A 26,998-nucleotide genomic window follows, 5' to 3' on the forward strand; every position below is an offset into this window, starting at 1 on the left:
GGTGTTCTGCTGCGTGGTATCAAACGTGAAGAAATCGAACGTGGTCAGGTTCTGGCTAAGCCAGGCTCAATCAAGCCACACACCAAGTTCGAATCTGAAGTGTACATCCTGTCCAAAGACGAAGGCGGCCGTCATACTCCGTTCTTCAAAGGCTACCGTCCACAGTTCTACTTCCGTACTACTGACGTGACCGGTACCATCGAACTGCCAGAAGGCGTTGAGATGGTAATGCCAGGCGACAACATCAAGATGGTTGTGACTCTGATCCACCCAATCGCGATGGACGACGGTCTGCGTTTCGCAATCCGTGAAGGCGGCCGTACCGTTGGCGCGGGCGTTGTTGCTAAAGTTCTGGGCTAATTAATTATCCCCGAATAAAAAAAGGACGCTTCGGCGTCCTTTTTTGTTTTCTGCCGCTCAGGCGTTGTCACAAAATTTCGCATTTTTTGCCTGCTCCCGCCCCGCATTCTGGCGTTTGTGCTATTGTAATCATAACCATTCTCACTTACACTTTGCGCATAATTTGAACGGGAGTTTCTATGTACGTTTGTTTATGTAATGGTGTAAGCGACAAAAAAATACGTCAGGCCGTTCGCCAGTTTCAGCCCCAGTCATTCCAGCAGCTTCGCAAATTTGTTCCGGTGGGAAATCAATGCGGTAAATGTGTACGTGCTGCGCGAGAGATCATGCAGGACGAACTGATGCAGATCCCGGAATACAAAGAGATCGCGTAAGCGCCCATCTTTTTTTTGACATCCCTGTAGCCCGATCTACGCTTCAATGAGTGGAAGCGGAGGGACTATATAATGAAAGGTGATGTTAAAATCATAAGTTATCTCAATAAATTATTGGGAAATGAGCTTGTCGCAATCAACCAGTATTTTCTTCACGCGAGAATGTTCAAAAACTGGGGACTCAAACGTTTAAACGACGTTGAGTACCATGAATCTATAGATGAGATGAAACACGCTGATAAATATATCGAGCGTATTTTATTCCTTGAAGGCATTCCAAACCTGCAGGATCTCGGCAAGCTGGGCATCGGAGAAGATGTCGAAGAGATGCTGCGTTCCGACCTCAGGCTGGAACTTGAAGGCGCTAAAGATCTCCGTGAAGCCATTGCCTATGCTGACAGCGTACATGACTACGTCAGCCGCGATATGATGATCCAGATCCTGGCCGATGAAGAAGGGCATATTGACTGGCTGGAAACAGAGCTGGATCTCATTGCTAAAATTGGCCTGCAAAACTATCTTCAGTCACAGATTAAAGTGGAAGAATAAGCAACGTCTTCCAGCCTACGCATAAACCCGCTGCTGCCAGAAATGGCCCAAAAGGCAGCGGGTTTTTTATTGCTTTCTTATCAGGGCGAATGAACGAAAAGACAAGAATGCAAAGAAGCGCCATCAGTGCCGCGAGTAACGCCAGCGTAGGCAGTACGCACCAGCCGTGCCATGCACCAAGCGCCGCCAGGTATTTCACATCGCCATATCCCATACCTTCACGCCGGCAGATAAACCAGTAGCCCCAGTAAATAACGGCAAAGCCAATATATCCAGCCATCGCACCCGCCACCGCGCTCGGCAGAAAATCAGGTTGGATACAGAGCTGGAAGAGCAGCCCCGCCCATAGCAGCGGGCAGAGAAATTTATCGGGAAGCAGACCGTAGCGAATATCGGCATGTACCAGTAAGGCAGTCAGTGAAAGATAGATCAGCAGAAAGGGGAGGGTGGTTAGCATGTAAAAGGCCTCAAACGGGTTTGAGCGCATAGTCGTTATAATCGGCCTGTCCGGCAATGCACAAAAAACGGAGATGCGTAGCGGCTCGAAACAAAGCATCGCCGCAGAATACATTGCATATAACGTTGCGCGCTCTTACGCACCAGCGACATTGGCGCTTAATTTCTAAACGGCACTTGCGTCTTGCCCAGATTTACGTATAATGCGCGGGCTTGTCGTAATTGACGGCGGGTTCAATCAGAACCAGAGTAGCTCATTTTGTTACTCAACAATGCTCCCAATTGGGGAGCTACGTAAGAACGGTTACACTCTCCCATCAATCGTAATGGGTTTGAGGAGTAATCATTTTCGTTTATAAAATAATTGGAGCTCTGGTCTCATGCAGAACCAAAGAATCCGTATCCGCCTTAAAGCGTTTGATCATCGTCTGATCGATCAATCAACCGCGGAAATCGTCGAGACTGCTAAGCGCACTGGTGCGCAAGTCCGTGGTCCGATCCCGCTGCCGACCCGCAAAGAGCGCTTCACCGTTCTGATCTCTCCGCACGTTAACAAAGACGCGCGCGATCAGTACGAAATCCGCACTCACAAGCGTCTGGTTGACATCGTTGAGCCAACTGAGAAAACCGTTGATGCTCTGATGCGTCTGGATCTGGCTGCCGGTGTAGACGTGCAGATCAGCCTGGGTTAATCAGGTCATCGAGCGATTGAGAGGTTGAAACAATGATTGGTTTAGTCGGTAAAAAAGTGGGTATGACCCGCATCTTCACTGAAGATGGCGTTTCTATCCCAGTAACCGTAATCGAAGTTGAAGCAAACCGCGTTACTCAGGTTAAAGATCTGGCTAACGATGGCTACCGCGCTATTCAGGTTACCACTGGTGCTAAAAAAGCTAACCGTGTAACCAAACCAGAAGCGGGTCACTTCGCTAAAGCTGGCGTAGAAGCTGGCCGTGGTCTGTGGGAATTCCGTCTTGCTGAAGGCGAAGAGTTCACCGTAGGTCAGGACATTAGCGTTGAGCTGTTTGCTGACGTTAAAAAAGTTGACGTAACCGGTACCTCTAAAGGTAAAGGTTTTGCTGGTACCGTTAAGCGCTGGAACTTCCGTACCCAGGACGCTACCCACGGTAACTCCTTGTCTCACCGCGTTCCGGGTTCTATCGGTCAGAACCAGACTCCGGGCAAAGTGTTCAAAGGCAAGAAAATGGCAGGTCAGCTGGGCAACGAACGTGTAACCGTTCAGAGCCTGGACGTAGTACGTGTTGACGCTGAGCGCAACCTGCTGCTGGTTAAAGGTGCGGTCCCGGGTGCAACCGGTAGCGACCTGATCGTTAAACCAGCTGTGAAGGCGTAAGGGGATAGCAATGGAATTAGTATTGAAAGACGCGCAGAGCGCGCTGACTGTTTCCGAAACTACCTTCGGTCGTGATTTCAACGAAGCGCTGGTTCACCAGGTTGTTGTTGCTTATGCAGCTGGTGCTCGTCAGGGTACTCGTGCTCAGAAGACTCGTGCTGAAGTAACTGGTTCTGGCAAAAAGCCATGGCGCCAGAAAGGTACCGGCCGTGCGCGTTCAGGTTCTATCAAGAGCCCGATTTGGCGTTCAGGTGGCGTGACCTTCGCTGCGCGTCCACAGGACCACAGTCAAAAAGTTAACAAAAAGATGTACCGCGGCGCGCTGAAAAGCATCCTGTCCGAACTGGTACGTCAGGATCGTCTGATCGTTGTCGAGAAGTTCTCTGTTGAAGCGCCTAAAACTAAGCTGCTGGCACAGAAACTGAAAGACATGGCTCTGGAAGATGTGCTGATCATCACCGGTGAGCTGGACGAGAACCTGTTCCTGGCCGCACGTAACCTGCACAAGGTTGACGTACGCGATGCGACTGGTATCGACCCGGTTAGCCTGATCGCCTTCGACAAAGTCGTAATGACTGCTGATGCTGTTAAGCAAGTTGAGGAGATGCTGGCATGATTCGTGAAGAACGTCTGCTGAAGGTGCTTCGTGCACCGCACGTTTCTGAAAAAGCGTCTACTGCGATGGAAAAAACAAACACCATCGTTCTCAAAGTTGCTAAAGACGCGACCAAAGCAGAGATCAAAGCTGCTGTGCAGAAACTGTTTGAAGTCGAAGTCGAAGTCGTTAACACCCTGGTAGTTAAAGGGAAAGTTAAACGTCACGGACAGCGTATCGGTCGTCGTAGCGACTGGAAAAAAGCTTACGTCACCCTGAAAGAAGGCCAGAATCTGGACTTCGTTGGCGGCGCTGAGTAAGTCGGAGGAGTAATACAATGGCAGTTGTTAAATGTAAACCGACATCTCCGGGTCGTCGCCACGTAGTTAAAGTGGTTAACCCTGAGCTGCACAAGGGCAAACCTTTTGCTCCGTTGCTGGAAAAAAACAGCAAATCCGGTGGTCGTAACAACAATGGCCGTATCACCACTCGTCACATCGGTGGTGGCCACAAGCAGGCTTATCGTATTGTTGACTTCAAACGCAACAAAGACGGTATCCCAGCAGTTGTTGAACGTCTTGAGTACGATCCGAACCGTTCCGCGAACATCGCGCTGGTTCTGTACAAAGATGGCGAACGCCGTTACATCCTGGCCCCTAAAGGCCTGAAAGCTGGCGACCAGATTCAGTCTGGCGTTGATGCTGCAATCAAAGCAGGCAACACCCTGCCGATGCGCAATATCCCGGTTGGTTCTACCGTTCATAATGTAGAAATGAAACCAGGTAAAGGCGGTCAGCTGGCGCGTTCCGCGGGTACTTACGTTCAGATCGTTGCGCGTGATGGTGCTTATGTCACCCTGCGTCTGCGTTCTGGTGAAATGCGTAAAGTCGAAGCAGACTGCCGCGCTACTCTGGGCGAAGTTGGCAATGCTGAGCATATGCTGCGCGTTCTGGGTAAAGCAGGTGCTGCACGCTGGCGTGGTGTTCGTCCTACCGTTCGCGGTACTGCGATGAACCCAGTCGACCACCCACATGGTGGTGGTGAAGGTCGTAACTTTGGTAAGCACCCGGTATCTCCGTGGGGCGTTCAGACCAAAGGTAAGAAGACCCGCAGCAACAAGCGTACTGATAAATTTATCGTACGTCGCCGTAGCAAATAATTTTAGAGGATAAGCCATGCCACGTTCTCTCAAGAAAGGTCCTTTTATTGACCTGCACTTGCTGAAGAAGGTAGAGAAAGCGGTGGAAAGCGGAGACAAGAAGCCCCTGCGCACTTGGTCCCGTCGTTCAACGATCTTTCCTAACATGATCGGTTTGACCATCGCTGTCCATAATGGTCGTCAGCACGTTCCAGTCTTTGTTACCGACGAAATGGTTGGTCACAAACTGGGTGAATTCGCACCGACTCGTACTTATCGCGGCCACGCTGCTGATAAAAAAGCGAAGAAGAAATAAGGTAGGAGGAAGAGATGGAAACTTTAGCTCAACATCGCCATGCTCGTTCTTCTGCACAGAAGGTTCGCCTTGTTGCTGACCTGATTCGCGGTAAGAAAGTGTCGCAGGCCCTGGACATCCTGACCTATACCAACAAGAAAGCTGCGGTATTGGTCAAGAAAGTACTGGAATCTGCCATTGCTAACGCTGAACACAACGATGGCGCTGACATCGACGATCTGAAAGTCGCGAAAATTTTCGTAGATGAAGGCCCAAGCATGAAGCGCATTATGCCGCGTGCGAAAGGTCGTGCAGATCGCATCCTGAAGCGCACCAGCCACATTACTGTGGTTGTGTCCGATCGCTGAGACTCTGGAGACTAGCAATGGGTCAGAAAGTACATCCTAATGGTATTCGCCTGGGTATTGTAAAACCATGGAACTCTACCTGGTTTGCGAACACCAAAGAATTCGCTGACAACCTGGACAGCGATTTTAAAGTACGTCAGTACCTGACTAAGGAACTGGCTAAAGCGTCTGTATCTCGTATCGTTATCGAGCGTCCAGCGAAGAGCATCCGTGTGACTATTCACACTGCTCGTCCTGGCATCGTTATCGGTAAGAAAGGCGAAGACGTAGAAAAACTGCGCAAGGTCGTAGCGGATATCGCTGGCGTTCCTGCACAGATCAATATCGCTGAAGTTCGTAAGCCTGAACTGGACGCTAAATTGGTTGCTGACAGCATCACTTCTCAGCTGGAACGTCGTGTTATGTTCCGTCGTGCTATGAAGCGTGCTGTACAGAACGCAATGCGTCTGGGCGCTAAAGGTATCAAAGTTGAAGTTAGCGGCCGTCTGGGCGGCGCGGAAATCGCACGTACCGAATGGTACCGTGAAGGTCGCGTACCGCTGCACACTCTGCGTGCTGACATCGACTACAACACCTCTGAAGCGCACACCACTTACGGTGTAATCGGCGTTAAGGTATGGATCTTCAAAGGTGAGATCCTGGGTGGTATGGCTGCTGTTGAACAACCGGAAAAACCGGCTGCTCAACCTAAAAAGCAGCAGCGTAAAGGCCGTAAATAAGGAGCGTCGCTGATGTTACAACCAAAGCGTACAAAATTCCGTAAAGTGCACAAAGGCCGCAACCGTGGTCTGGCGCAGGGTACGGATGTTAGCTTCGGCACTTTCGGTCTGAAAGCTGTTGGCCGTGGTCGTCTGACTGCACGTCAGATCGAAGCAGCACGTCGTGCAATGACCCGTGCAGTTAAGCGTCAAGGTAAGATCTGGATCCGTGTATTCCCGGACAAACCGATCACCGAGAAGCCGCTGGAAGTTCGTATGGGTAAAGGTAAAGGTAACGTGGAGTACTGGGTTGCCTTGATCCAACCGGGCAAAGTCCTTTATGAAATGGACGGTGTTCCGGAAGAGCTGGCCCGTGAAGCCTTCGGCCTGGCAGCAGCGAAACTGCCTATCAAAACCACCTTTGTAACTAAGACGGTGATGTAATGAAAGCAAAAGAGCTGCGTGAAAAAAGCGTTGAAGAGCTGAACGCTGAGCTGCTGAACCTGCTGCGTGAGCAGTTCAACCTGCGTATGCAGGCTGCAAGTGGCCAGCTGCAACAGACTCACCTGCTGAAGCAAGTGCGTCGCAATGTTGCACGCGTTAAGACTTTACTGACTCAGAAGGCGGGTGCGTAATGACCGATAAAATCCGTACTCTGCAAGGTCGTGTTGTTAGCGACAAAATGGAGAAATCCATTGTTGTAGCTATCGAACGTATTGTGAAACACCCGATCTACGGTAAATTCATCAAGCGTACGACCAAACTGCACGTACATGACGAGAACAACGAATGTGGTATCGGCGACAAGGTTGAAATCCGTGAATGCCGTCCACTGTCCAAGACTAAGTCCTGGACGCTGGTTCGCGTTGTAGAGAAAGCGGTTCTGTAATACAGTACGCCTTCTCAATACGAATAAACGGCTCAGCGATGAGCCGTTTATTTTTTCTACCCATATTGCAGAAGCGGTGTTATAATGCCGCGCCCTCGATATGGGGCTTTTTAACGGCTCTGATTTTAGAGTCTCAGGTAGTAGTTGACATTAGCGGAGCACTAAAATGATCCAAGAACAGACTATGCTGAACGTCGCCGACAACTCCGGTGCACGTCGCGTAATGTGTATCAAGGTTCTGGGTGGCTCGCACCGTCGCTACGCAGGCGTAGGCGACATCATCAAGATCACCATCAAGGAAGCAATTCCACGTGGTAAGGTCAAAAAAGGTGATGTGCTGAAGGCGGTAGTGGTGCGCACCAAGAAGGGTGTTCGTCGCCCTGACGGTTCTGTCATTCGCTTCGATGGTAATGCATGCGTTATTTTAAACAATAACAGCGAGCAGCCTATCGGCACGCGTATCTTTGGGCCGGTAACTCGTGAACTTCGTACTGAGAAGTTCATGAAAATTATCTCTCTGGCACCAGAAGTACTCTAAGGAGCGAATCATGGCAGCGAAAATCCGTCGTGATGACGAAGTTATCGTGTTAACCGGTAAAGATAAAGGTAAACGCGGTAAAGTAAAAAATGTTCTGTCTTCCGGCAAACTTGTCGTTGAAGGTATCAACCTGGTTAAGAAACATCAGAAGCCGGTTCCGGCCCTGAACCAACCAGGTGGCATCGTTGAAAAAGAAGCTGCTATTCAGGTTTCTAACGTTGCAATCTTCAATGCGGCTACCGGCAAGGCTGACCGTGTAGGCTTTAGATTCGAAGACGGCAAAAAAGTCCGTTTCTTCAAGTCTAACAGCGAAACTATCAAGTAATTTGGAGTAGTACGATGGCGAAACTGCATGATTACTACAAAGACGAAGTAGTTAAGAAACTCATGACCGAGTTTAACTACAATTCTGTCATGCAAGTCCCTCGGGTCGAGAAGATCACCCTGAACATGGGTGTTGGTGAAGCGATCGCTGACAAGAAACTGCTGGATAACGCAGCAGCTGACCTGACAGCAATCTCCGGTCAAAAACCGCTGATCACCAAAGCACGCAAATCTGTTGCAGGCTTCAAAATCCGTCAGGGCTATCCGATCGGCTGTAAAGTAACTCTGCGTGGCGAACGCATGTGGGAGTTCTTTGAGCGCCTGATCACTATTGCTGTTCCACGTATCCGTGACTTCCGTGGCTTGTCCGCTAAGTCTTTCGACGGTCGTGGTAACTACAGCATGGGTGTCCGTGAGCAGATCATCTTCCCAGAAATCGACTACGATAAAGTCGACCGCGTGCGTGGTTTGGATATTACCATTACCACTACTGCGAAATCTGACGAAGAAGGCCGTGCTCTGCTGGCTGCCTTTGACTTCCCGTTCCGCAAGTAAGGTAGGGTTACTGAATGGCTAAGCAATCAATGAAAGCACGCGAAGTAAAGCGCGTAGCTTTAGCTGATAAATTCTTCGCTAAACGCGCTGAACTGAAAGCGATCATTTCTGATGTGAACGCTTCCGACGAAGATCGTTGGAATGCGGTTCTCAAGCTGCAGTCTCTGCCGCGTGATTCCAGCCCGTCTCGTCAGCGTAACCGCTGTCGTCAAACAGGTCGTCCACATGGTTATGTGGGCAAGTTTGGGTTGAGCCGTATCAAACTGCGTGAAGCCGCTATGCGCGGTGAAGTGCCAGGCTTGAAAAAGGCTAGCTGGTAATTACCAATTGAATCACGGGAGTAAAGACAGATGAGCATGCAAGATCCGATCGCGGATATGCTGACCCGTATCCGTAACGGTCAGGCCGCGAACAAAGTTGCGGTCACCATGCCTTCCGCCAAGCTGAAAGTGGCAATTGCCAACGTGCTGAAGGAAGAAGGTTTTATCGAAGATTTTAAAGTTGAAGGCGACACCAAGCCGGAACTGGAACTTACTCTCAAGTATTTCCAGGGTAAAGCTGTTGTAGAAAGCATTCAGCGTGTCAGCCGCCCAGGCCTGCGCATCTATAAGAAAAAAGATGAGCTGCCAAAAGTTATGGCTGGTCTTGGTATCGCAGTTGTTTCTACCTCTAAAGGTGTTATGACTGATCGTGCAGCGCGCCAGGCTGGTCTTGGTGGCGAAATTATCTGCTACGTAGCCTAATCGGAGGAAAGAATGTCTCGTGTTGCTAAAGCACCGGTCGTTATTCCTGCCGGCGTTGATGTAAAAATCGACGGTCAGGTTATTACGATCAAAGGTAAAAACGGCGAGCTGACTCGTACCCTCAACAAAGCTGTTGAAGTTAAACATGCAGATAACGCTCTGACCTTCGGTCCACGTGATGGTTTCGTGGATGGATGGGCTCAGGCTGGTACCGCGCGTGCCCTGCTGAACTCAATGGTTGTTGGTGTTACCGAAGGCTTCACTAAAAAGCTTCAGCTGGTTGGTGTAGGTTATCGTGCAGCTATCAAAGGGAATGCAGTAGGCCTGTCTCTGGGCTTCTCACACCCTGTTGAGCATCCGCTGCCGGCCGGTATCACTGCAGAATGCCCGACTCAAACTGAAATCGTGCTGAAAGGCGCTGATAAACAGCTGATCGGTCAGGTTGCAGCAGATCTGCGCGCCTACCGTCGTCCTGAGCCTTACAAAGGCAAGGGTGTTCGTTACGCCGACGAAGTCGTGCGTACCAAAGAGGCTAAGAAGAAGTAAGGTAACACTATGGATAAGAAATCTGCTCGTATCCGTCGTGCGACCCGCGCACGCCGCAAGCTCAAAGAGCTGGGTGCAACTCGCCTGGTGGTACATCGTACCCCGCGTCATATTTACGCACAGGTAATTGCACCGAACGGTTCTGAAGTTCTGGTAGCTGCTTCTACTGTAGAAAAAGCTATCTCAGAACAATTGAAGTACACCGGTAACAAAGACGCCGCTGCAGCTGTAGGTAAAGCTGTTGCTGAACGCGCTCTGGAAAAAGGCATCAGCAATGTTTCCTTTGACCGTTCCGGGTTCCAATATCATGGTCGTGTCCAGGCACTGGCAGATGCTGCCCGTGAAGCTGGCCTTCAGTTCTAAGGTAGAGGTGTAAGATGGCTCACATCGAAAAACAGGCTGGCGAACTGCAGGAAAAGCTGATCGCGGTAAACCGCGTATCTAAAACCGTTAAAGGTGGTCGTATTTTCTCCTTCACAGCTCTGACTGTAGTAGGCGATGGTAACGGTCGCGTTGGTTTTGGTTACGGTAAAGCGCGTGAAGTTCCAGCAGCGATCCAGAAAGCGATGGAAAAAGCCCGTCGCAACATGATTAACGTCGCGCTGAACAACGGCACCCTGCAGCACCCAGTTAAAGGTGTTCACACGGGTTCTCGTGTATTCATGCAGCCAGCTTCAGAAGGTACCGGTATCATCGCCGGTGGTGCAATGCGCGCCGTTCTGGAAGTTGCTGGGGTTCATAACGTTCTGGCTAAAGCATATGGTTCCACCAACCCGATCAACGTGGTTCGTGCAACTATTGATGGCCTGGAAAATATGAATTCTCCAGAAATGGTCGCTGCCAAGCGTGGTAAATCCGTTGAAGAAATTCTGGGGTAATTGACCATGGCAAAGACTATTAAAATCACTCAAACCCGCAGTGCAATCGGTCGTCTGCCGAAACACAAGGCAACGCTGCTTGGCCTGGGTCTGCGTCGTATTGGTCATACCGTTGAGCGCGAGGATACTCCTGCTGTTCGTGGTATGGTCAACGCGGTTTACTTCATGGTTAAAGTTGAGGAGTAAGAGATGCGTTTAAATACTCTGTCTCCGGCCGAAGGCTCTAAAAAGGCGGGTAAACGCCTGGGTCGTGGTATCGGTTCTGGCCTCGGCAAAACCGGTGGTCGTGGTCACAAAGGTCAGAACTCTCGTTCTGGCGGTGGCGTACGTCGCGGTTTCGAGGGTGGCCAGATGCCACTGTACCGTCGTCTGCCGAAGTTCGGCTTCACCTCTCGCAAAGCAGCGATCACAGCGGAAATCCGTCTGTCTGACCTGGCGAAAGTTGAAGGCGGCGTTGTAGACCTGAACACGCTGAAAGCAGCAAACATTATCGGTATCCAGATCGAGTTCGCGAAAGTGATCCTGGCTGGTGAAGTTTCTACTCCGGTAACTGTTCGTGGCCTGCGTGTTACTAAAGGTGCTCGTGCTGCTATCGAAGCTGCTGGCGGTAAAATTGAGGAATAAGTAGCAGATGGCTAAGCAACCGGGATTAGATTTTCAAAGTGCCAAAGGTGGATTTGGCGAGCTGAAACGCAGACTGCTGTTTGTTATCGGCGCGCTGATTGTGTTCCGTATTGGCTCTTTTATTCCGATCCCTGGTATCGATGCCGCTGTACTTGCCAAACTGCTTGAGCAACAGCGAGGCACCATCATTGAAATGTTCAACATGTTCTCTGGTGGTGCTCTCAGCCGTGCTTCTATCTTCGCATTGGGTATTATGCCGTACATTTCGGCATCTATTATTATCCAGCTGCTGACGGTCGTTCATCCGGCCCTGGCAGAGTTGAAGAAAGAAGGGGAGTCTGGACGTCGTAAGATTAGTCAGTACACCCGTTACGGTACTCTGGTGCTGGCAATATTCCAGTCGATCGGTATTGCTACCGGTCTGCCGAATATGCCTGGTATGCAGGGCCTGGTGTTAAACCCGGGCTTTGCATTCTACTTCACCGCTGTTGTAAGTCTGGTCACAGGGACAATGTTCCTGATGTGGCTCGGCGAACAGATTACTGAGCGTGGTATCGGTAACGGTATCTCAATCATTATCTTCGCCGGTATTGTTGCGGGCCTCCCGCCAGCCATCGCCCACACTATCGAGCAAGCGCGTCAAGGCGACCTGCACTTCCTCCTGTTGCTGTTGGTTGCAGTATTAGTATTTGCAGTGACGTTCTTTGTTGTCTTCGTTGAACGTGGTCAACGCCGCATTGTGGTGAACTACGCTAAACGTCAGCAAGGTCGTCGTGTCTATGCTGCACAGAGCACACATTTACCGCTGAAAGTGAACATGGCGGGGGTTATCCCGGCTATCTTCGCTTCCAGTATTATTCTGTTCCCGGCGACCATCGCGTCATGGTTCGGGGGCGGTACTGGTTGGAACTGGCTGACAACAATTTCGCTGTATTTGCAGCCTGGGCAACCACTTTATGTGTTACTCTATGCGTCTGCGATCATCTTCTTCTGTTTCTTCTACACGGCGTTGGTCTTCAACCCGCGTGAAACAGCAGATAACCTGAAGAAGTCCGGTGCATTTGTACCAGGAATTCGTCCGGGAGAGCAAACGGCGAAGTATATCGATAAAGTAATGACCCGCCTGACTTTGGTTGGTGCGCTCTATATTACTTTTATCTGCCTGATCCCGGAGTTCATGCGTGATGCAATGAAAGTACCGTTCTACTTCGGTGGGACCTCACTGCTTATCGTTGTTGTCGTGATTATGGACTTTATGGCTCAAGTGCAAACTCTGATGATGTCCAGTCAGTATGAGTCTGCATTGAAGAAGGCGAACCTGAAAGGCTACGGCCGCTAATTGGTCGCCTGAGAAGTTACGGAGAGTAAAAATGAAAGTTCGTGCTTCCGTCAAGAAATTATGCCGTAACTGCAAAATCGTTAAGCGTGATGGTGTCATCCGTGTGATTTGCAGTGCCGAGCCGAAGCATAAACAGCGCCAAGGCTGATTATTTCGCATATTTTTCTTGCAAAGTTGGGTTGAGCTGGCTAGATTAGCCAGCCAATCTTTTGTATGTCTGTACGTTTCCATTTGAGTATCCTGAAAACGGGCTTTTCAGCATGGTGCGTACATATTAAATAGTAGGAGTGCATAGTGGCCCGTATAGCAGGCATTAACATTCCTGATCAGAAACATGCTGTGATCGCATTAACTTCGATCTACGGCGTCGGCAAGACCCGTTCTAAAGCCATTCTGGCTGCAGCGGGTATCGCTGAAGATGTTAAGATCAGTGAGCTGTCTGAAGAACAAATCGACACGCTGCGTGACGAAGTTGCCAAATTTGTCGTTGAAGGTGATCTGCGCCGTGAAATCAGCATGAGCATCAAGCGCCTGATGGATCTTGGTTGCTATCGCGGTTTGCGTCATCGTCGTGGTCTGCCAGTGCGCGGTCAGCGTACTAAGACCAACGCACGTACCCGTAAGGGTCCGCGCAAACCGATCAAGAAATAATCGGGGTGATTGAATAATGGCAAAGGCACCAGTTCGTGCACGTAAACGTGTAAGAAAACAAGTCTCTGACGGCGTGGCTCATATCCATGCTTCTTTCAACAACACCATCGTTACTATTACTGATCGTCAGGGTAACGCATTGGGTTGGGCAACAGCCGGTGGTTCCGGTTTCCGTGGTTCTCGCAAATCCACTCCGTTCGCAGCTCAGGTTGCAGCAGAGCGTTGCGCTGAAGCCGTAAAAGAATACGGCATCAAGAATCTGGAAGTTATGGTTAAAGGTCCGGGTCCGGGTCGTGAATCTACTGTTCGCGCTCTGAACGCCGCTGGTTTCCGCATCACGAATATTACTGATGTGACTCCGATCCCTCATAACGGTTGTCGTCCGCCGAAAAAACGTCGCGTATAACGCTCCGTTTTTTAGGTTAGTTGGAGATAGAAAATGGCAAGATATTTGGGTCCTAAGCTCAAGCTGAGCCGTCGTGAGGGCACCGACTTATTCCTTAAGTCTGGCGTTCGCGCGATCGATACCAAGTGTAAAATTGAACAAGCTCCTGGCCAGCACGGTGCGCGTAAACCGCGTCTGTCTGACTATGGTGTGCAGTTGCGTGAAAAGCAAAAAGTTCGCCGTATGTACGGTGTGCTGGAGCGTCAGTTCCGTAACTACTATAAAGAAGCAGCACGTCTGAAAGGCAACACAGGTGAAAACCTGCTGGCTCTGCTGGAAGGTCGTCTGGACAACGTTGTATACCGTATGGGCTTCGGCGCTACTCGTGCTGAATCACGTCAGCTGGTTAGCCACAAAGCAATCATGGTAAACGGTCGTGTTGTTAACATCGCTTCTTATCAGGTTAAAGCGAATGACGTTGTTAGCATTCGTGAGAAAGCGAAAAAGCAATCTCGCGTGAAGGCCGCTCTGGAGCTGGCTGAGCAGCGTGAAAAGCCAACCTGGCTGGAAGTTGATGCTGGCAAGATGGAAGGTACGTTCAAGCGTCAGCCAGAACGTTCTGATCTGTCTGCGGACATTAACGAACACCTGATCGTCGAGCTTTACTCCAAGTAAAGCTTAGTACCAAAGAGAGGACACAATGCAGGGTTCTGTGACAGAGTTTCTAAAACCGCGCCTGGTAGATATCGAGCAAGTGAGTTCGACGCACGCCAAGGTGACCCTTGAGCCTTTAGAGCGTGGCTTTGGCCATACTCTGGGTAACGCACTGCGCCGTATTCTGCTCTCATCGATGCCGGGTTGCGCGGTGACCGAGGTTGAGATTGATGGTGTACTTCATGAGTACAGCACCAAAGAAGGCGTTCAGGAAGATATCCTTGAAATCCTGCTCAACCTGAAAGGGCTGGCGGTGAGAGTTCAGGGTAAAGATGAAGTTATTCTTACTCTGAATAAATCTGGCATTGGCCCTGTGACTGCAGCCGACATCACCCACGACGGTGATGTTGAAATCGTCAAGCCGCAGCACGTGATCTGCCACCTGACCGATGAGAACGCAGCAATTAGCATGCGTATCAAAGTTCAGCGCGGTCGTGGTTATGTGCCGGCTTCTGCCCGAATTCATTCGGAAGAAGATGAGCGCCCAATCGGCCGTCTGCTGGTCGACGCATGCTACAGCCCTGTAGAGCGTATTGCCTACAATGTTGAAGCAGCGCGTGTAGAACAGCGTACCGACCTGGACAAGCTGGTCATCGAAATGGAAACCAACGGCACAATCGATCCTGAAGAGGCGATTCGTCGTGCGGCAACCATCCTGGCAGAACAACTGGAAGCTTTCGTTGACTTACGTGATGTACGTCAGCCGGAAGTGAAAGAAGAGAAACCAGAATTCGATCCGATCCTGCTGCGCCCTGTTGACGATCTCGAATTGACTGTCCGCTCTGCTAACTGCCTCAAGGCAGAAGCTATCCACTATATCGGTGATCTGGTACAGCGTACCGAGGTTGAGTTGCTGAAAACGCCGAACCTGGGTAAAAAATCTCTTACTGAGATTAAAGACGTGCTGGCTTCACGTGGTCTGTCTCTGGGCATGCGCCTGGAAAACTGGCCACCGGCAAGCATTGCTGACGAGTAACCGGATCACAGGTTAAGGTTTTACTGAGAAGGATAAGGTCATGCGCCATCGTAAGAGTGGTCGTCAACTGAACCGCAACAGCAGCCATCGCCAGGCTATGTTCCGCAACATGGCAGGTTCACTGGTTCGTCATGAGATCATCAAGACGACCCTGCCTAAAGCGAAAGAGCTGCGTCGCGTAGTTGAGCCGCTGATTACTCTTGCCAAGACTGACAGCGTTGCTAATCGTCGTCTGGCATTCGCCCGTACTCGTGATAACGAGATCGTGGCAAAACTGTTTAACGAACTGGGCCCGCGTTTCGCGAGCCGTGCCGGTGGTTACACTCGCATTCTGAAGTGTGGTTTCCGTGCAGGCGACAACGCGCCGATGGCTTACATCGAGCTGGTTGATCGTTCAGAGAAAGCAGAAGCTGCTGCAGAGTAATCTGCAGTAACGTAAAAAAACCCGCTCCGGCGGGTTTTTTTATATCCGCGATATCCCCACTTCTCTACAATGTCTGTATCAATTCTGTTCATCCTCTGGAGCTGGTAATGTGGTTGCTCGACCAGTGGGCAGAACGCCATATTCGCGATGCCCAAAAAAAAGGTGAATTCGACGATCTTCCGGGACGCGGCGAACCCCTTGTGCTTGACGATGACTCGCACATTGCGCCTGAACTACGGGCGGGCTACCGTTTACTGAAAAATGCAGGCTGTCTCCCTCCGGAACTTGAACAGCGCAGAGAGGCTGTTGAACTGGCGGATCTGCTGAAAGGGATCCGTCAGGACGATCCGCAGCATTCTGAACTGAGCCGCCGTCTGGCCCTGCTTGAACTTAAGCTGCGCCAGGCAGGAATGAACACTGACTTTCTGCACGGTGAATACGGTGAAAGCTTGTTGCGGAAAATTAACGAGGAGTAGTTATGTACCGTATCGGTGAACTTGCGAAGCTCGCTAACGTCACGCCGGATACCATCCGATATTACGAAAAACAGCAGATGATCGACCATGAAGTCCGTACTGAAGGTGGCTTTCGACTTTATACCGATAACGATCTGCAGCGCCTGCGGTTTATTCGTTATGCGCGCCAGCTCGGTTTCACATTAGACTCGATCCGCGAGCTATTATCGATCCGCATCGATCCGGCACATCATACCTGCCAGGAGTCTAAAAGCATTGTGCAGGCCCGGCTGGATGAAGTGGAAGCACGCATTCAGGAACTGCAAACCATGCAGCGCTCTCTGCAAAGGCTGAATGATGCTTGTTGCGGTACGGCCCACAGCAGTATTTATTGTTCCATACTGGAAGCCCTTGAACAGGGGGCCAGTGGAGAAACCGAGGACTGTTGATTTTTAGTCCATCCGGATCTAGACTCCCGTCGTCATAAACCATGCTCAGGAGAATTTATGAGCCGCTATCAGCACACGAAAGGACAGATAAAAGACAATGCCATTGAGGCACTACTTCACGACCCGCTATTCAGACAGCGTGTTGAGAAGAATAAAAAAGGGAAAGGGAGTTATCTGCGTAAAGACAAGCATGCAAAACGGGGTAACTGGGAGGCCAGTGGCAAACAAGCGAATCGCTTATTTACCACTGGCCTTCCTGCTTTAAGCTTTCGATTAAACGCGGTTGTTCTGCTCTTTTAACAGATCGCGAATCTCACTCAGCAGCACTTCTTCTTTTGTAGGCGCAGGCGCCGCTGCCGGCTCTTCTTTTTTACGGTTCAGCTTGTTGATCAGCTTGATAGCCATAAAAATGGCAAACGCCACAATCACGAAATCAAATACGTTCTGAATAAATACGCCGTAGTGCATCACGACTGCCGGAACATCACCTTGTGCTTCACGCAGCGTGAAAGCGAATTGTTTGAAATCAATGCCCCCGATCAGCAACCCTAAAGGTGGCATGATAATGTCGGCCACTAATGATGAAACAATCTTGCCGAATGCCGCACCAATAATGACACCCACTGCCAAATCCACCACGTTTCCGCGCATCGCAAATTCGCGAAATTCTTTAATAAAACTCATTTTGTTCTCCTTGTGCCAGCTGACGACTATAAGTTTAACAAATGATTAGCTAATTGCCATTCGGGATAATTAAACGTTATGAAAAATAAAAGGCACAAAAATGAAAAGGATAAAGGTCGGGTGCACTTTTTCAGGCACCCGACACATTAAAGGAAGAATGGGCTTGGCTGGAATAAACGTTCGACGTCGGTAATAAACTTTTTATCGGTAAGGAACATAATAACGTGATCGCCTTGCTCAATACGTAAATTATCATTGGCAATCATGACATCATTTCCGCGCACAACGGCACCAATAATCGTTCCCGGTGGCAGCTTAATTTCGTCTATCGAACGGCCCACGACGCGTGATGTGGTTTCATCTCCGTGCGCCACGGCTTCAATGGCTTCCGCGACACCGCGGCGGAGCGATGACACCCCGACAATATCCGCTTTACGCACATGGCTCAGGAGCGCGGAAATGGTCGCCTGCTGAGGTGAAATGGCAATATCAATGACGCTGCCCTGCACCAGATCAACGTATGCCCGACGCTGGATAAGCACCATGACCTTTTTGGCCCCCATGCGTTTGGCGAGCATGGCGGACATTATATTTGCTTCATCGTCGTTGGTGACGGCAATAAAGAGATCAACTTGATCAATATGCTCTTCAGCCAGTAATTCCTGATCGGACGCATCGCCATAAAATACGATCGTATTTTGCAGTTTTTCCGCCAGTTCAGCAGCACGCTGCTGATCGCGCTCGATCAACTTCACGCTGTAATCTTTTTCCAGCCGGTGTGCCAGACCTGCACCGATATTGCCGCCGCCGACCAGCATAATGCGTTTATAGGGTTTTTCGAGACGCTGAAGTTCACTCATCACCGCACGAATATGCTGTGAAGCTGCAATAAAGAAGACTTCGTCACCGGCTTCGACAATCGTGGAGCCCTGCGGGCGGATTGGCCTGTCGTGACGGAAAATGGCTGCGACGCGCGTATCGATATGCGGCATGTGCTCGCGCATGGTGGAAAGCGCATTGCCGATCAATGGCCCGCCGTAATAGGCTTTAACGACGGCCAGGCTCACTTTACCTTCGGCAAAGTTCACTACCTGCAGGGCGCCCGGATATTCGATCAGACGGTAGATATTATCGATAACCAGCTGTTCTGGGGCGATGAGATGATCAATAGGGACCGCTTCTGAGTTAAACAGCTTCTCAGCATCGCGGACATAGTCCGGAGAGCGGATGCGCGCGATTCGGTTTGGCGTGTTGAAAAGCGAGTAGGCCACCTGACAGGCCACCATATTGGTTTCGTCAGAACTGGTCACCGCAACCAGCATATCGGCATCGTCAGCGCCCGCCTCACGAAGAACGCGCGGGTGCGAACCATGGCCCTGCACAACGCGCAGGTCAAATTTGTCCTGCAAAACACGCAGGCGATCGCCGTTGGTATCCACGATGGTGATGTCGTTGTTTTCGCCAACCAGGTTTTCCGCCAGCGTTCCGCCAACCTGTCCTGCGCCCAGAATGATAATCTTCATATCTCGTGACCTGTTCTCAACATCACTCTTTGATTAGCTTAGCGTAAAAGAAGCCATCACCCTCTTCTGCACCCGGCAGATTCTGCTGACCCGGGCGTTCAGGCGTTCCCGTATCGCGCAGCGCCGCGTCCGGGGTACGTTTAAGGAAGGCCGCGATTTGCTGACTGTTTTCTTCAGGAAGTACCGAGCAGGTCGCATACACCAGCGTTCCGCCGGGCTTGAGATGCGGCCAGATGGCGTCGAGGATGTCGGATTGCAGCTGGGCAAGTTCGTTAATATCACGATCGCGACGCAGCCACTTGATATCCGGATGACGACGAATCACGCCGGTTGCAGAGCAGGGGGCATCCAGCAAAATGCGATCGAATTGTGTTTCACCACACCATTCTGCGGGTTTGCGTCCATCGCCTTGCTTAACCTGCGCCTTCATGCCCAGGCGCTTGAGGTTGTCATAGACGCGTGAAAGACGCTGCTCATCAACGTCCACTGCCATCACGCTGGCCTGCGGAGCCACTTCAAGAATATGCGTCGTTTTGCCCCCTGGTGCGGCGCAGAGATCGAGGATCTGCTCACCGTTTTGGGGTTCAAGCCAGGTCATGCAACCCTGAGCAGAAGCATCCTGTACCGTTACCCAACCCTCTTCAAAGCCGGGTAATGCATGTACCGGTGCAGGCGATGCTAAGCGCACGGCATCAGGGTATGCGTCATGGGTGAAACCGCTCATTCCAGCTTCTTCGAGTAATGCCAGCCATGCGTCACGGGTGTGGTGATTACGATTCACGCGTAACCACATTGGCGGACGCTGGTTGTTGGCATCGGCAATGTCCTGCCACTGCTGCGGATAAGCTTTTTTCAGGCGCTTCAACAGCCAGTCCGGATGCAGGAAGCGCGCTTCGTTTTGGGCAAATTCAGCCAGAAGCTCATCCTGCTGTCGCTGGAACTGACGCAATACGCCGTTGATCAGCCCTTTCAGCTGAGGACGTTTAATCGCAACGGCACCTTCCACCGTCTCTGCCAGCGCAGCGTGAGGTGGGATGCGGGTATGAAGAAGCTGATAAAAACCCACCATAATCAAATAATGTACGGTGCGCTGCTTGCCCGTCATTGGGCGGGACATCAGCTTATTAATCAGCCACTCAAGCTGAGAGAGTGTGCGCAGAACGCCAAAGCAGAGCTCCTGAAGCAGGGCTTTATCTTTATCAGAAACTTTTTGCTGCAGGGGAGGCAGGACGTTACTCAATGACTGGCCCTGCTCGATAACCTGCTCGACGGCCTGGGCCGCCCTACTGCGTAGATTTTGTTTTTTCATAACCGTAAAAATAAAAATGCCCGGAAACACCGGGCCTTAAGAATAAATTTGCTCAGGCAAGGCGATTGCCCGGGATAAACCATTCACGACGGGAATTTAACAGATCCTGAGCGCTCATGGCTTTCTTACCGGCCGGTTGGAGCGATTCAAGATTCAAAATCCCTTGCGCAGTCGCCACCTGGATGCCGTTCTTGCTGGCATCAATAATCGTACCGGGTTCCGCCGTCGTCGCACCGCTAATGACGGAGGCCTTCCAGACTTTTACTGGCTGCTCATCAATTTCCATCCAGCTCATTGGCCACGGATTAAAAGCGCGAATGCAGCGTTCAAGTTGAGCGGCTGACAGGGACCAGTCGATACGCGCTTCTTCTTTGCTCAGCTTTTCGGCGTAGGTTACCAGCGCATCATCCTGAACTTCCGGTTTTGCCGTATTGTCAGCAAGCTGCTGAAGCGTCTCGATAAGACCTTGTGGGCCAAGGTCTGCCAGTTTGTCATACAGCGTGGCGCTGGTATCGTCTGGCGTAATGGGGCAGGCCAGTTTATACAGCATGTCGCCGGTGTCTAAACCTACGTCCATCTTCATGATGGTCACGCCCGTTTCGGCATCACCCGCCCACAGCGCGCGCTGGATAGGTGCTGCACCACGCCAGCGTGGGAGCAGAGACCCATGCACGTTGATACAACCCAGGCGCGGCATATCAAGCACGGCTTTTGGCAGAATTAAACCGTAAGCCACCACCACCATTACGTCGGCATTCAGGTCAGCAACCAGCTGCTGATTTTCCTGCGGGCGCAGCGATGCGGGCTGAAAAACGGGAAGCCCATGCTCTTCTGCCAGCACTTTGACCGGGCTCGGCATCAGTTTTTTGCCGCGACCAGCAGGACGGTCCGGCTGGGTAAAGACGCCAACAACCTGGTGACCAGACGATAACAGCGCGTCAAGATGACGCGCTGCAAAATCAGGGGTTCCCGCGAAGATAATACGTAGTGTTTTAGACACGATGATCCTTGTATCCGGGGGGACGTTATGCGCGAGAACGCAAACGATCCAGTTTCTCTACTTTCTGACGAATACGCTGCTGTTTCAGCGGCGAGAGATAATCGATAAACAGTTTACCGACCAGGTGATCCATCTCATGCTGAATACAAATTGCCAGCAGGTCGTCTGCCTCCAGTTCGAACGGATTACCGTCACGATCCAGGGCGCGAATTTTCACTTTTTCGGCACGCGGCACTAACGCACGCTGTTCAGGAATAGACAGACAGCCTTCCTCAATACCGGTTTCGCCACTCTTTTCGAGCAGCTCAGGGTTGATCAGCACCAGGCGGCCATCGCGATTTTCCGAAACATCAATCACGATAATACGCTTGTGAATGTCCACCTGCGTCGCCGCCAGGCCAATGCCTTCTTCGGCGTACATGGTATCGAACATATCATCAACGATACGCTGGATTTCTGCATTCACTTCTTTGACCGGTTCAGCGACGATGCGAAGGCGCTCGTCCGGAATATGTAACACTTGCAAAACTGCCATAAATTTCCAGAGTCGTGTTCAGGAGTTGATAAGAATACTCCCTCTATTCTAGACAAATCCCCCATCGATTGACAGCATCAGTGACCAATCGCAATGATTGCGGAGAGCGCTTATGGCAGGGGAAAGGATGACGTCTACCGAGATTTGGCTACGGCTCATGCACACAGGTTCTCTGTGTGGTGATGTCATGGTGGAAGCGGCTGCACGATTGCAGAGGCAGGAAGGCATCGATACGCTTGTCTTAAGAAATGCTGGACTGACAGCAAAGCAGGCTGAACGGTTCGTTGCGTTCGATAAGAGTGAGCTGGAACGTAGCCTGATATGGCTTGAGCAGCCGGGACATCATTTATTAACGGCCAATCATTCCCTTTATCCCCCTCTACTCCGCACGATCCCTGACTATCCCGGGGCTTTATTCATAAAAGGTAACCCTGAGACGCTTAATACCGTTCAGCTGGCGGTGGTAGGGAGTCGTGCGCCGTCATGGTACGGCGAGCGATGGGGGAAAATCCTGTGCGAACAACTTTCACATAGTGGTTTCACGATTACCAGCGGGCTGGCCTGTGGTATTGACGGCGTTGCCCACAGCGCGGCGCTGTCAGTAAAAGGACGAAGTGTCGCGGTGCTGGGGAACGGTCTTTTTAGCATTTACCCACGCCGGCATCAGGCATTGGCGATGCGGCTTATTGAGTCTGACGGCGCGATAGTGTCTGAGTTTCCGCTTTCCGCGCAGCCCCGACCGGCAAACTTTCCGCGTCGTAATCGCATCATCAGCGGCCTTAGCAAAGGCGTGCTGGTGGTCGAAGCCGCGCGGCGAAGCGGTTCGCTGGTCACGGCACGGTGCGCGCTCGAACAGGGGCGAGAAGTCTTCGCCTTGCCAGGCCCGATAGGTAATCCCGGATGCGAGGGACCGCACTGGCTGATTAAGCAGGGGGCAACACCGGTAACGGAAGTCGGGGACATTCTTGAAAATTTGCAATATGGGCTGCAATGGCTGCAGGAAGATCTCGAAAAGCGACAATATTCATCAGATCAGGGAAAGGTGGCATTGCCATTTCCCAAGCTCCTGGCTAACGTAGGAGATGAGGTAACACCTGTTGACGTTGTCGCTGAACGTGCCGGCCAACCTGTGCCAGTAACGGTAGCACAGCTACTCGAACTGGAGTTAGCAGGGTGGATCGCAGCTGTACCCGGCGGCTATGTCCGATTAAGGAGGGCATGCCATGTTCGACGTACTGATGTATTTGTTTGAGACTTACATCCATAACGAAGCAGAAATGCGAGTGGATCAGGACAAGTTGACACAGGATCTTACCGATGCGGGATTTGAGCGGGAAGATATCTACAATGCGTTGATGTGGCTGGAAAAACTGGCTGATTATCAGGAAGGCCTTGCCGAACCGATGCAGCTTGCTTCTGACCCATTGTCTGTACGCATTTATACCGCTGAAGAGTGTGAACGGCTGGACGCCAGCTGCCGGGGATTCATTTTATTCCTTGAGCAGATTCAGGTGCTAAACCTCGAAACGAGAGAAATGGTGATAGAGCGCGTCATGGCGCTGGATACGGCAGAATTTGAACTGGAAGATCTCAAGTGGGTGATCCTGATGGTTCTGTTTAATATCCCGGGCTGTGAAAATGCCTATCAGCAAATGGAAGAATTACTCTTTGAAGTGAATGAAGGTATGCTGCACTAATTCAATGTGCAGCACCAAGAGTTGTTATGGCCAAATCAGCACTGTTCACGGTGCACAAAAACGAGCCCTGCCCGCAGTGCGGGGCTGAACTTGTTATTCGGTCCGGGAAACACGGCCCGTTTCTCGGTTGTTCTCACTATCCGGAATGTGATTATGTTCGTCCTCTGAAAAGCCAGGCGGATGGACATATCGTCAAAATTCTGGAGGGTCAGCTGTGCCCTCTCTGCGGTGGCGAACTCGCGCTACGCCAGGGGCGTTTCGGCATGTTTATTGGATGTAGCCGCTACCCGGAATGTGAACATACGGAACAAATTGATAAGCCTGATGAAACGGCAATTGCCTGCCCTCAGTGTCAGCGCGGTCAGCTTGTACAGCGCCGTTCCCGTTATGGTAAGACCTTCCATTCGTGCGATCGCTACCCTGACTGCCAGTTCGTTATCAATTTTAAGCCGGTAGCGGGAATCTGCCCTCATTGCAATTATCCGCTACTGATAGAGAAGAAAACCGCGCAAGGCATGAAACGCTTTTGCGCCAGTAAACAATGTGGAAAGCCGGTAACGGCGGATCAATATAGTGAATAATAACCTGCCATCAGGCTCCATTGCGTATGCAGTGGACGTACTGAAAAATGAAGAAGTCATCGCCTATCCAACTGAAGCTGTTTTTGGGGTCGGTTGCGATCCTGACAGCGAGACGGCTGTGAGCCGTCTGCTTACCCTGAAACAAAGACCCGTCGAGAAAGGACTGATTTTGATCGCTGCGAATTACGAGCAGCTTAAGCCCTATATTGATGACTCTATGCTTACCCCAGCACAGCGCGAGACAATCTTCTCCGCGTGGCCTGGTCCGGTCACCTTTGTCTTCCCGGCGCAGCCGACAACCCCGCGCTGGTTAACCGGACGCTTTGATTCCCTTGCCGTTCGCGTCACTGACCATCCGCTGGTGGTGGAGCTGTGCCTGGCATTTGGTAAACCACTGGTCTCAACCAGCGCCAACCTGACCGGGCAGCCGCCATGTCGGACAACCGAAGAAGTGCTGGCGCAGTTCGGGAATGACTTCCCTGTCGCTGTCGGTGAAACGGGAGGGCGCCTGAATCCATCTGAAATTCGCGATGCTTTGACCGGCGAACGTTTTCGCCAGGGGTAATCTCATGGAAACCTATGCTGTTTTTGGTAATCCCATTGCACACAGCAAGTCACCGTTGATCCATCAGCAGTTCGCGGAGCAGCTGCAGATAGATCACCCCTATGGTCGCGTACTGGTGCCAGTGGATGCCTTTATCCCTACGCTTGAGGCCTTTTTCGCCGCGGGGGGCAAAGGCGCGAATGTGACGGTCCCGTTTAAAGAAGAAGCCTTCGAACGTGCGGATGAGCTGACCGAACGCGCTTCACTTGCTGGCGCAGTCAATACCCTAAAACGGCTTGAGGATGGACGCCTTCTGGGGGACAACACCGACGGGATTGGTTTACTCAGCGATCTGGAAAGACTCTCCTTTATCAAGCCCGGATTCCGAATCCTGCTGATTGGCGCGGGTGGCGCATCGCGGGGCGTTTTGTTGCCTCTGCTTTCACTGGACTGTTCGGTGACCATCACGAACAGAACCTTTTCCCGGGCAGAAGCGCTGGCGGCGTTGTTTGCGCATACCGGCAGCGTGAGCGCGGTAGCGCTTGACGATCTTGCCGAACGTGATTTCGATCTTGTCATTAATGCCACATCCAGCGGCATCAACGGTGAGATCCCGGCGATCCCCGCTTCGCTGGTCAGTGCGCATATGTACTTCTATGACATGTTCTATCAGAAAGGGAAGACGCCTTTCCTGAACTGGTGTGAACAACACGGCGCGAAACAGTTAGCCGATGGGCTGGGAATGCTGGTGGGGCAGGCTGCGCATGCGGTGCTGCTCTGGCACGGCGTGTTGCCTGCGGTCGAGCCGGTCATTGAAAAGCTAAAGCAGGAGCTTTCGGAGTGAATCAGGCTATTCATTTCCCGGACAGAGAGAGCTGGGATGAGCATAAACAAGCGGTCTGTTTTCCGGTGCTGGTACAGGGCATGCAACTTACCTGTGCAATCCATGGAGAAACGCTGTTGCATCGCTTTGGTGGCACAGACCCGCTAGCGGTATTTTGCGAAAATCGCTGGGATCTGGAAGAGGAAGCCAGCGATTTAATCCGCGAACAGCAGGAAGACGATCAGGGCTGGGTTTGGTTATCCTGATCCAAATAGTCATTCTTCCATTTTACGTAGTTGTTCGCCGAGTATTTTAATCCTTCGATCTCTGCCTCCTTAAGGGGGCGGATCTGTTTTACCGGACTTCCCAGATAGAGATAACCGCTCTCCAGCCTTTTGTTCTGCGGGACCAGGCTACCGGCACCAATCATTACGTCATCTTCTACTATGACGCCATCCAGCAAAATCGACCCCATGCCAACAAGGACGCGATTTCCGATCGTGCAGCCGTGGAGCATCACTTTATGGCCGACGGTAACATCCTCTCCAATGATGAGGGGATTACCCTCGGGGTTATAGGAGGATTTGTGCGTGACATGTAGAACGCTACCGTCCTGAATGTTGGTACGTGCACCAATCGACACATAGTTAACATCTCCCCTGATGGCGACGAGCGGCCAGATGCTGACATCTTCGGCCATTCGCACATCACCAACGACCACGCTGCTGGCATCGATCATCACGCGATCGCCTTTTTGGGGGAACAGATCTTTATAAGGACGCAATACTGCAGACATATCTACCTCTAAGAATGAGCGCTATACAGAAGACTTTGATCGTATTAATGGATCGAGGCAAGGCAAAATACGTCAATATTTAAGCAGATCGGGCGGGATTTCAGCGAAAAGCGCGGAAAATCAGCAGTCGGAAAAAAAGATCTAAAAAATACTTGTGCTAAAAATTGGGATCCCTATAATGCGCCTCCATCGACACGGCGGATGTGAAACACTTCACAGACAACGCGGTCGGTTGAAGAGAAAAAATCCTGAAATAACGGGTTGACTCTGAAAGAGGAAAGCGTAATATACGCCACCTCGCAACGGTGAGCGAAAGCCGCGTTGCACTGCTCTTTAACAATTTATCAGACAATCTGTGTGGGCACTCAAAGTGACATGGATTCTTAATGTCTTCGGACAATAAATGAATACCAAGTCTCTGAGTGAACATRCGTAATTCATTACGAAGTTTAATTCACGAGCATCAAACTTAAATTGAAGAGTTTGATCATGGCTCAGATTGAACGCTGGCGGCAGGCCTAACACATGCAAGTCGAGCGGCAGCGGAAAGTAGCTTGCTACTTTGCCGGCGAGCGGCGGACGGGTGAGTAATGTCTGGGAAACTGCCTGATGGAGGGGGATAACTACTGGAAACGGTAGCTAATACCGCATAACGTCGCAAGACCAAAGAGGGGGACCTTCGGGCCTCTTGCCATCAGATGTGCCCAGATGGGATTAGCTAGTAGGTGGGGTAACGGCTCACCTAGGCGACGATCCCTAGCTGGTCTGAGAGGATGACCAGCCACACTGGAACTGAGACACGGTCCAGACTCCTACGGGAGGCAGCAGT

General features: G+C 51.2%; 46 protein-coding genes, 1 rRNA gene and 1 pseudogene. 41 read left to right on the forward strand and 7 right to left on the reverse strand.

Translation table 11 applies throughout. From position 1 onward, the window contains the following. From tuf to bfr, 3 genes and pseudogenes are all read left to right on the forward strand, one after another. A pseudogene (tuf, locus tag BFG58_RS11955) lies at positions 1–360 on the forward strand (elongation factor Tu); the annotation flags it as partial. A gap of 179 nt (positions 361–539) precedes the next feature. Next, positions 540–734, forward strand: coding sequence for a bacterioferritin-associated ferredoxin (bfd, locus tag BFG58_RS11960; RefSeq protein WP_008503493.1), 195 nt, complete (start codon positions 540–542; stop codon positions 732–734). A 72-nt stretch (positions 735–806) separates the two neighbouring features. Beyond that, positions 807–1,283 (forward strand): bacterioferritin, encoded by a 477-nt coding sequence (gene bfr / locus BFG58_RS11965; RefSeq protein ID WP_008503492.1) that lies wholly within the window; start codon positions 807–809, stop codon positions 1,281–1,283. On the opposite strand, the gene BFG58_RS11970 is transcribed toward bfr, so the two are convergent. Further along, the gene (locus BFG58_RS11970; RefSeq protein WP_069719870.1) at positions 1,267–1,740 is read right to left on the reverse strand and encodes an A24 family peptidase; all 474 of its coding nucleotides are present in this window, start codon (positions 1,738–1,740) and stop codon (positions 1,267–1,269) included. The genes bfr and BFG58_RS11970 overlap by 17 nt on opposite strands. 379 nt (positions 1,741–2,119) lie before the next feature. Here BFG58_RS11970 and rpsJ point away from each other — a divergent pair, with 379 nt between their 5' ends. From rpsJ to BFG58_RS12125, 31 genes are all read left to right on the forward strand, one after another. Continuing rightward, a complete protein-coding gene (rpsJ, locus tag BFG58_RS11975) occupies positions 2,120–2,431 on the forward strand; it encodes a 30S ribosomal protein S10 (RefSeq protein WP_001181005.1) in 312 nt (103 codons plus the stop codon). A 32-nt stretch (positions 2,432–2,463) separates the two neighbouring features. Then, positions 2,464–3,093, forward strand: a complete 630-nt coding sequence (rplC, locus tag BFG58_RS11980) for a 50S ribosomal protein L3 (RefSeq protein ID WP_003863274.1) — start codon at positions 2,464–2,466, stop codon at positions 3,091–3,093. A 10-nt stretch (positions 3,094–3,103) separates the two neighbouring features. Then, positions 3,104–3,709, forward strand: a complete 606-nt coding sequence (gene rplD / locus BFG58_RS11985; RefSeq protein ID WP_000424395.1) for a 50S ribosomal protein L4 — start codon at positions 3,104–3,106, stop codon at positions 3,707–3,709. After that, a complete protein-coding gene (rplW, locus tag BFG58_RS11990) occupies positions 3,706–4,008 on the forward strand; it encodes a 50S ribosomal protein L23 (protein WP_000617546.1) in 303 nt (100 codons plus the stop codon). Before rplD ends, rplW begins: the two co-directional genes overlap by 4 nt. Before the next feature lie 17 nt (positions 4,009–4,025). After that, positions 4,026–4,847: a 50S ribosomal protein L2 gene (gene rplB, locus BFG58_RS11995; RefSeq protein ID WP_008457150.1), complete on the forward strand. Its 822-nt coding sequence runs from the start codon at positions 4,026–4,028 to the stop codon at positions 4,845–4,847. Between the two features lie 16 nt (positions 4,848–4,863). Then, positions 4,864–5,142, forward strand: coding sequence for a 30S ribosomal protein S19 (rpsS, locus tag BFG58_RS12000; RefSeq protein WP_001138117.1), 279 nt, complete (start codon positions 4,864–4,866; stop codon positions 5,140–5,142). 14 nt (positions 5,143–5,156) lie between these two features. Further along, positions 5,157–5,489, forward strand: a complete 333-nt coding sequence (rplV, locus tag BFG58_RS12005; protein ID WP_002919773.1) for a 50S ribosomal protein L22 — start codon at positions 5,157–5,159, stop codon at positions 5,487–5,489. 17 nt (positions 5,490–5,506) lie between these two features. Then, complete coding sequence (rpsC, locus tag BFG58_RS12010) at positions 5,507–6,208, forward strand: 30S ribosomal protein S3 (RefSeq protein ID WP_000529945.1); 702 nt, start codon at positions 5,507–5,509, stop codon at positions 6,206–6,208. 12 nt (positions 6,209–6,220) lie between these two features. Then, complete coding sequence (gene rplP, locus BFG58_RS12015; RefSeq protein WP_002919759.1) at positions 6,221–6,631, forward strand: 50S ribosomal protein L16; 411 nt, start codon at positions 6,221–6,223, stop codon at positions 6,629–6,631. After that, a complete protein-coding gene (gene rpmC, locus BFG58_RS12020; RefSeq protein WP_003863282.1) occupies positions 6,631–6,822 on the forward strand; it encodes a 50S ribosomal protein L29 in 192 nt (63 codons plus the stop codon). The genes rplP and rpmC overlap by 1 nt, the downstream gene beginning before the upstream one ends. Then, on the forward strand, positions 6,822–7,076 hold the full coding sequence (gene rpsQ, locus BFG58_RS12025; RefSeq protein WP_008503489.1) for a 30S ribosomal protein S17: 255 nt from the start codon (positions 6,822–6,824) through the stop codon (positions 7,074–7,076). The genes rpmC and rpsQ overlap by 1 nt, the downstream gene beginning before the upstream one ends. 166 nt (positions 7,077–7,242) lie before the next feature. Then, entirely contained in the window at positions 7,243–7,614 is a 372-nt protein-coding gene (gene rplN / locus BFG58_RS12030; protein WP_002919748.1) for a 50S ribosomal protein L14, read from the forward strand. A gap of 10 nt (positions 7,615–7,624) precedes the next feature. After that, positions 7,625–7,939 (forward strand): 50S ribosomal protein L24, encoded by a 315-nt coding sequence (gene rplX / locus BFG58_RS12035; protein WP_003863287.1) that lies wholly within the window; start codon positions 7,625–7,627, stop codon positions 7,937–7,939. A 14-nt stretch (positions 7,940–7,953) separates the two neighbouring features. Further along, positions 7,954–8,493, forward strand: a complete 540-nt coding sequence (gene rplE, locus BFG58_RS12040; protein ID WP_001096202.1) for a 50S ribosomal protein L5 — start codon at positions 7,954–7,956, stop codon at positions 8,491–8,493. Between the two features lie 14 nt (positions 8,494–8,507). After that, on the forward strand, positions 8,508–8,813 hold the full coding sequence (rpsN, locus tag BFG58_RS12045; RefSeq protein WP_003863291.1) for a 30S ribosomal protein S14: 306 nt from the start codon (positions 8,508–8,510) through the stop codon (positions 8,811–8,813). A 30-nt stretch (positions 8,814–8,843) separates the two neighbouring features. Then, complete coding sequence (gene rpsH / locus BFG58_RS12050; RefSeq protein ID WP_006178918.1) at positions 8,844–9,236, forward strand: 30S ribosomal protein S8; 393 nt, start codon at positions 8,844–8,846, stop codon at positions 9,234–9,236. A 12-nt stretch (positions 9,237–9,248) separates the two neighbouring features. Continuing rightward, positions 9,249–9,782: a 50S ribosomal protein L6 gene (rplF, locus tag BFG58_RS12055; RefSeq protein ID WP_003863296.1), complete on the forward strand. Its 534-nt coding sequence runs from the start codon at positions 9,249–9,251 to the stop codon at positions 9,780–9,782. A gap of 9 nt (positions 9,783–9,791) precedes the next feature. After that, a complete protein-coding gene (gene rplR / locus BFG58_RS12060; RefSeq protein ID WP_003863297.1) occupies positions 9,792–10,145 on the forward strand; it encodes a 50S ribosomal protein L18 in 354 nt (117 codons plus the stop codon). 14 nt (positions 10,146–10,159) lie between these two features. Continuing rightward, positions 10,160–10,660 carry a 30S ribosomal protein S5 gene (rpsE, locus tag BFG58_RS12065; protein ID WP_003863299.1) on the forward strand — a complete coding sequence of 167 codons (501 nt, stop codon included), beginning with the start codon at positions 10,160–10,162 and terminating at the stop codon, positions 10,658–10,660. A 6-nt stretch (positions 10,661–10,666) separates the two neighbouring features. After that, positions 10,667–10,846, forward strand: coding sequence for a 50S ribosomal protein L30 (gene rpmD, locus BFG58_RS12070; protein WP_003863301.1), 180 nt, complete (start codon positions 10,667–10,669; stop codon positions 10,844–10,846). 3 nt (positions 10,847–10,849) lie between these two features. Beyond that, entirely contained in the window at positions 10,850–11,284 is a 435-nt protein-coding gene (rplO, locus tag BFG58_RS12075; protein WP_003863304.1) for a 50S ribosomal protein L15, read from the forward strand. A gap of 7 nt (positions 11,285–11,291) precedes the next feature. Then, positions 11,292–12,623: a preprotein translocase subunit SecY gene (gene secY, locus BFG58_RS12080; RefSeq protein WP_003863305.1), complete on the forward strand. Its 1,332-nt coding sequence runs from the start codon at positions 11,292–11,294 to the stop codon at positions 12,621–12,623. Between the two features lie 31 nt (positions 12,624–12,654). Then, positions 12,655–12,771 (forward strand): 50S ribosomal protein L36, encoded by a 117-nt coding sequence (rpmJ, locus tag BFG58_RS12085; RefSeq protein WP_000868187.1) that lies wholly within the window; start codon positions 12,655–12,657, stop codon positions 12,769–12,771. Between the two features lie 146 nt (positions 12,772–12,917). Beyond that, a complete protein-coding gene (rpsM, locus tag BFG58_RS12090; RefSeq protein WP_003863308.1) occupies positions 12,918–13,274 on the forward strand; it encodes a 30S ribosomal protein S13 in 357 nt (118 codons plus the stop codon). A gap of 16 nt (positions 13,275–13,290) precedes the next feature. Next, positions 13,291–13,680, forward strand: a complete 390-nt coding sequence (rpsK, locus tag BFG58_RS12095) for a 30S ribosomal protein S11 (RefSeq protein WP_003863312.1) — start codon at positions 13,291–13,293, stop codon at positions 13,678–13,680. Between the two features lie 33 nt (positions 13,681–13,713). Then, positions 13,714–14,334, forward strand: coding sequence for a 30S ribosomal protein S4 (gene rpsD / locus BFG58_RS12100; protein WP_004868345.1), 621 nt, complete (start codon positions 13,714–13,716; stop codon positions 14,332–14,334). Between the two features lie 25 nt (positions 14,335–14,359). Continuing rightward, positions 14,360–15,349 carry a DNA-directed RNA polymerase subunit alpha gene (gene rpoA, locus BFG58_RS12105; RefSeq protein ID WP_002919219.1) on the forward strand — a complete coding sequence of 330 codons (990 nt, stop codon included), beginning with the start codon at positions 14,360–14,362 and terminating at the stop codon, positions 15,347–15,349. 40 nt (positions 15,350–15,389) lie between these two features. Continuing rightward, positions 15,390–15,773, forward strand: a complete 384-nt coding sequence (gene rplQ, locus BFG58_RS12110) for a 50S ribosomal protein L17 (RefSeq protein ID WP_001216368.1) — start codon at positions 15,390–15,392, stop codon at positions 15,771–15,773. 107 nt (positions 15,774–15,880) lie between these two features. After that, complete coding sequence (locus BFG58_RS12115; protein ID WP_069719868.1) at positions 15,881–16,249, forward strand: DUF1992 domain-containing protein; 369 nt, start codon at positions 15,881–15,883, stop codon at positions 16,247–16,249. A 2-nt stretch (positions 16,250–16,251) separates the two neighbouring features. After that, on the forward strand, positions 16,252–16,677 hold the full coding sequence (gene zntR, locus BFG58_RS12120; protein WP_021242972.1) for a Zn(2+)-responsive transcriptional regulator: 426 nt from the start codon (positions 16,252–16,254) through the stop codon (positions 16,675–16,677). A 57-nt stretch (positions 16,678–16,734) separates the two neighbouring features. Further along, positions 16,735–16,977, forward strand: coding sequence for an alternative ribosome-rescue factor A (locus BFG58_RS12125; RefSeq protein WP_045909530.1), 243 nt, complete (start codon positions 16,735–16,737; stop codon positions 16,975–16,977). Here the strand turns inward: BFG58_RS12125 and mscL are convergent. The 5 genes from mscL to def form a co-directional block, all read right to left on the reverse strand. Beyond that, positions 16,951–17,361, reverse strand: a complete 411-nt coding sequence (mscL, locus tag BFG58_RS12130; RefSeq protein ID WP_025759210.1) for a large-conductance mechanosensitive channel protein MscL — start codon at positions 17,359–17,361, stop codon at positions 16,951–16,953. The genes BFG58_RS12125 and mscL overlap by 27 nt on opposite strands. 146 nt (positions 17,362–17,507) lie before the next feature. Then, positions 17,508–18,884 carry a Trk system potassium transporter TrkA gene (gene trkA, locus BFG58_RS12135; protein WP_025759209.1) on the reverse strand — a complete coding sequence of 459 codons (1,377 nt, stop codon included), beginning with the start codon at positions 18,882–18,884 and terminating at the stop codon, positions 17,508–17,510. Between the two features lie 22 nt (positions 18,885–18,906). After that, positions 18,907–20,193 carry a 16S rRNA (cytosine(967)-C(5))-methyltransferase RsmB gene (gene rsmB / locus BFG58_RS12140; RefSeq protein ID WP_069719871.1) on the reverse strand — a complete coding sequence of 429 codons (1,287 nt, stop codon included), beginning with the start codon at positions 20,191–20,193 and terminating at the stop codon, positions 18,907–18,909. 52 nt (positions 20,194–20,245) lie between these two features. Beyond that, positions 20,246–21,193, reverse strand: a complete 948-nt coding sequence (gene fmt / locus BFG58_RS12145; RefSeq protein ID WP_048030956.1) for a methionyl-tRNA formyltransferase — start codon at positions 21,191–21,193, stop codon at positions 20,246–20,248. Positions 21,194–21,218: 25 nt separating this feature from the next. Continuing rightward, the gene (def, locus tag BFG58_RS12150; RefSeq protein WP_008503479.1) at positions 21,219–21,728 is read right to left on the reverse strand and encodes a peptide deformylase; all 510 of its coding nucleotides are present in this window, start codon (positions 21,726–21,728) and stop codon (positions 21,219–21,221) included. Positions 21,729–21,855: 127 nt separating this feature from the next. Between def and dprA the strand changes: the two genes are divergently transcribed. The 6 genes from dprA to BFG58_RS12180 are packed head-to-tail and all read left to right on the forward strand — an operon-like array spanning position 21,856 to position 25,639. Next, on the forward strand, positions 21,856–22,980 hold the full coding sequence (gene dprA / locus BFG58_RS12155; protein ID WP_069719872.1) for a DNA-protecting protein DprA: 1,125 nt from the start codon (positions 21,856–21,858) through the stop codon (positions 22,978–22,980). Continuing rightward, a complete protein-coding gene (gene smg / locus BFG58_RS12160; protein ID WP_008503477.1) occupies positions 22,952–23,425 on the forward strand; it encodes a DUF494 family protein Smg in 474 nt (157 codons plus the stop codon). The genes dprA and smg overlap by 29 nt, the downstream gene beginning before the upstream one ends. A gap of 26 nt (positions 23,426–23,451) precedes the next feature. Beyond that, a complete protein-coding gene (locus BFG58_RS23220; protein ID WP_045909528.1) occupies positions 23,452–24,006 on the forward strand; it encodes a type I DNA topoisomerase in 555 nt (184 codons plus the stop codon). After that, a complete protein-coding gene (gene tsaC / locus BFG58_RS12170) occupies positions 23,999–24,571 on the forward strand; it encodes an L-threonylcarbamoyladenylate synthase type 1 TsaC (RefSeq protein ID WP_063622998.1) in 573 nt (190 codons plus the stop codon). The genes BFG58_RS23220 and tsaC overlap by 8 nt, the downstream gene beginning before the upstream one ends. 4 nt (positions 24,572–24,575) lie before the next feature. Continuing rightward, entirely contained in the window at positions 24,576–25,394 is an 819-nt protein-coding gene (gene aroE / locus BFG58_RS12175; protein ID WP_069719869.1) for a shikimate dehydrogenase, read from the forward strand. Further along, entirely contained in the window at positions 25,391–25,639 is a 249-nt protein-coding gene (locus tag BFG58_RS12180) for a DUF1488 domain-containing protein (RefSeq protein ID WP_023345007.1), read from the forward strand. Before aroE ends, BFG58_RS12180 begins: the two co-directional genes overlap by 4 nt. Here the strand turns inward: BFG58_RS12180 and BFG58_RS12185 are convergent. Beyond that, complete coding sequence (locus BFG58_RS12185) at positions 25,615–26,169, reverse strand: gamma carbonic anhydrase family protein (RefSeq protein ID WP_048030960.1); 555 nt, start codon at positions 26,167–26,169, stop codon at positions 25,615–25,617. The genes BFG58_RS12180 and BFG58_RS12185 overlap by 25 nt on opposite strands. A gap of 471 nt (positions 26,170–26,640) precedes the next feature. Here BFG58_RS12185 and BFG58_RS12190 point away from each other — a divergent pair. Continuing rightward, positions 26,641–26,998 (forward strand): 16S ribosomal RNA (locus tag BFG58_RS12190); the annotation flags it as partial.

The organism is Enterobacter sp. ku-bf2, from assembly GCF_001742765.1.
In the GTDB taxonomy this organism is placed as follows: Bacteria; Pseudomonadota; Gammaproteobacteria; order Enterobacterales; family Enterobacteriaceae; genus Enterobacter; species Enterobacter quasiroggenkampii.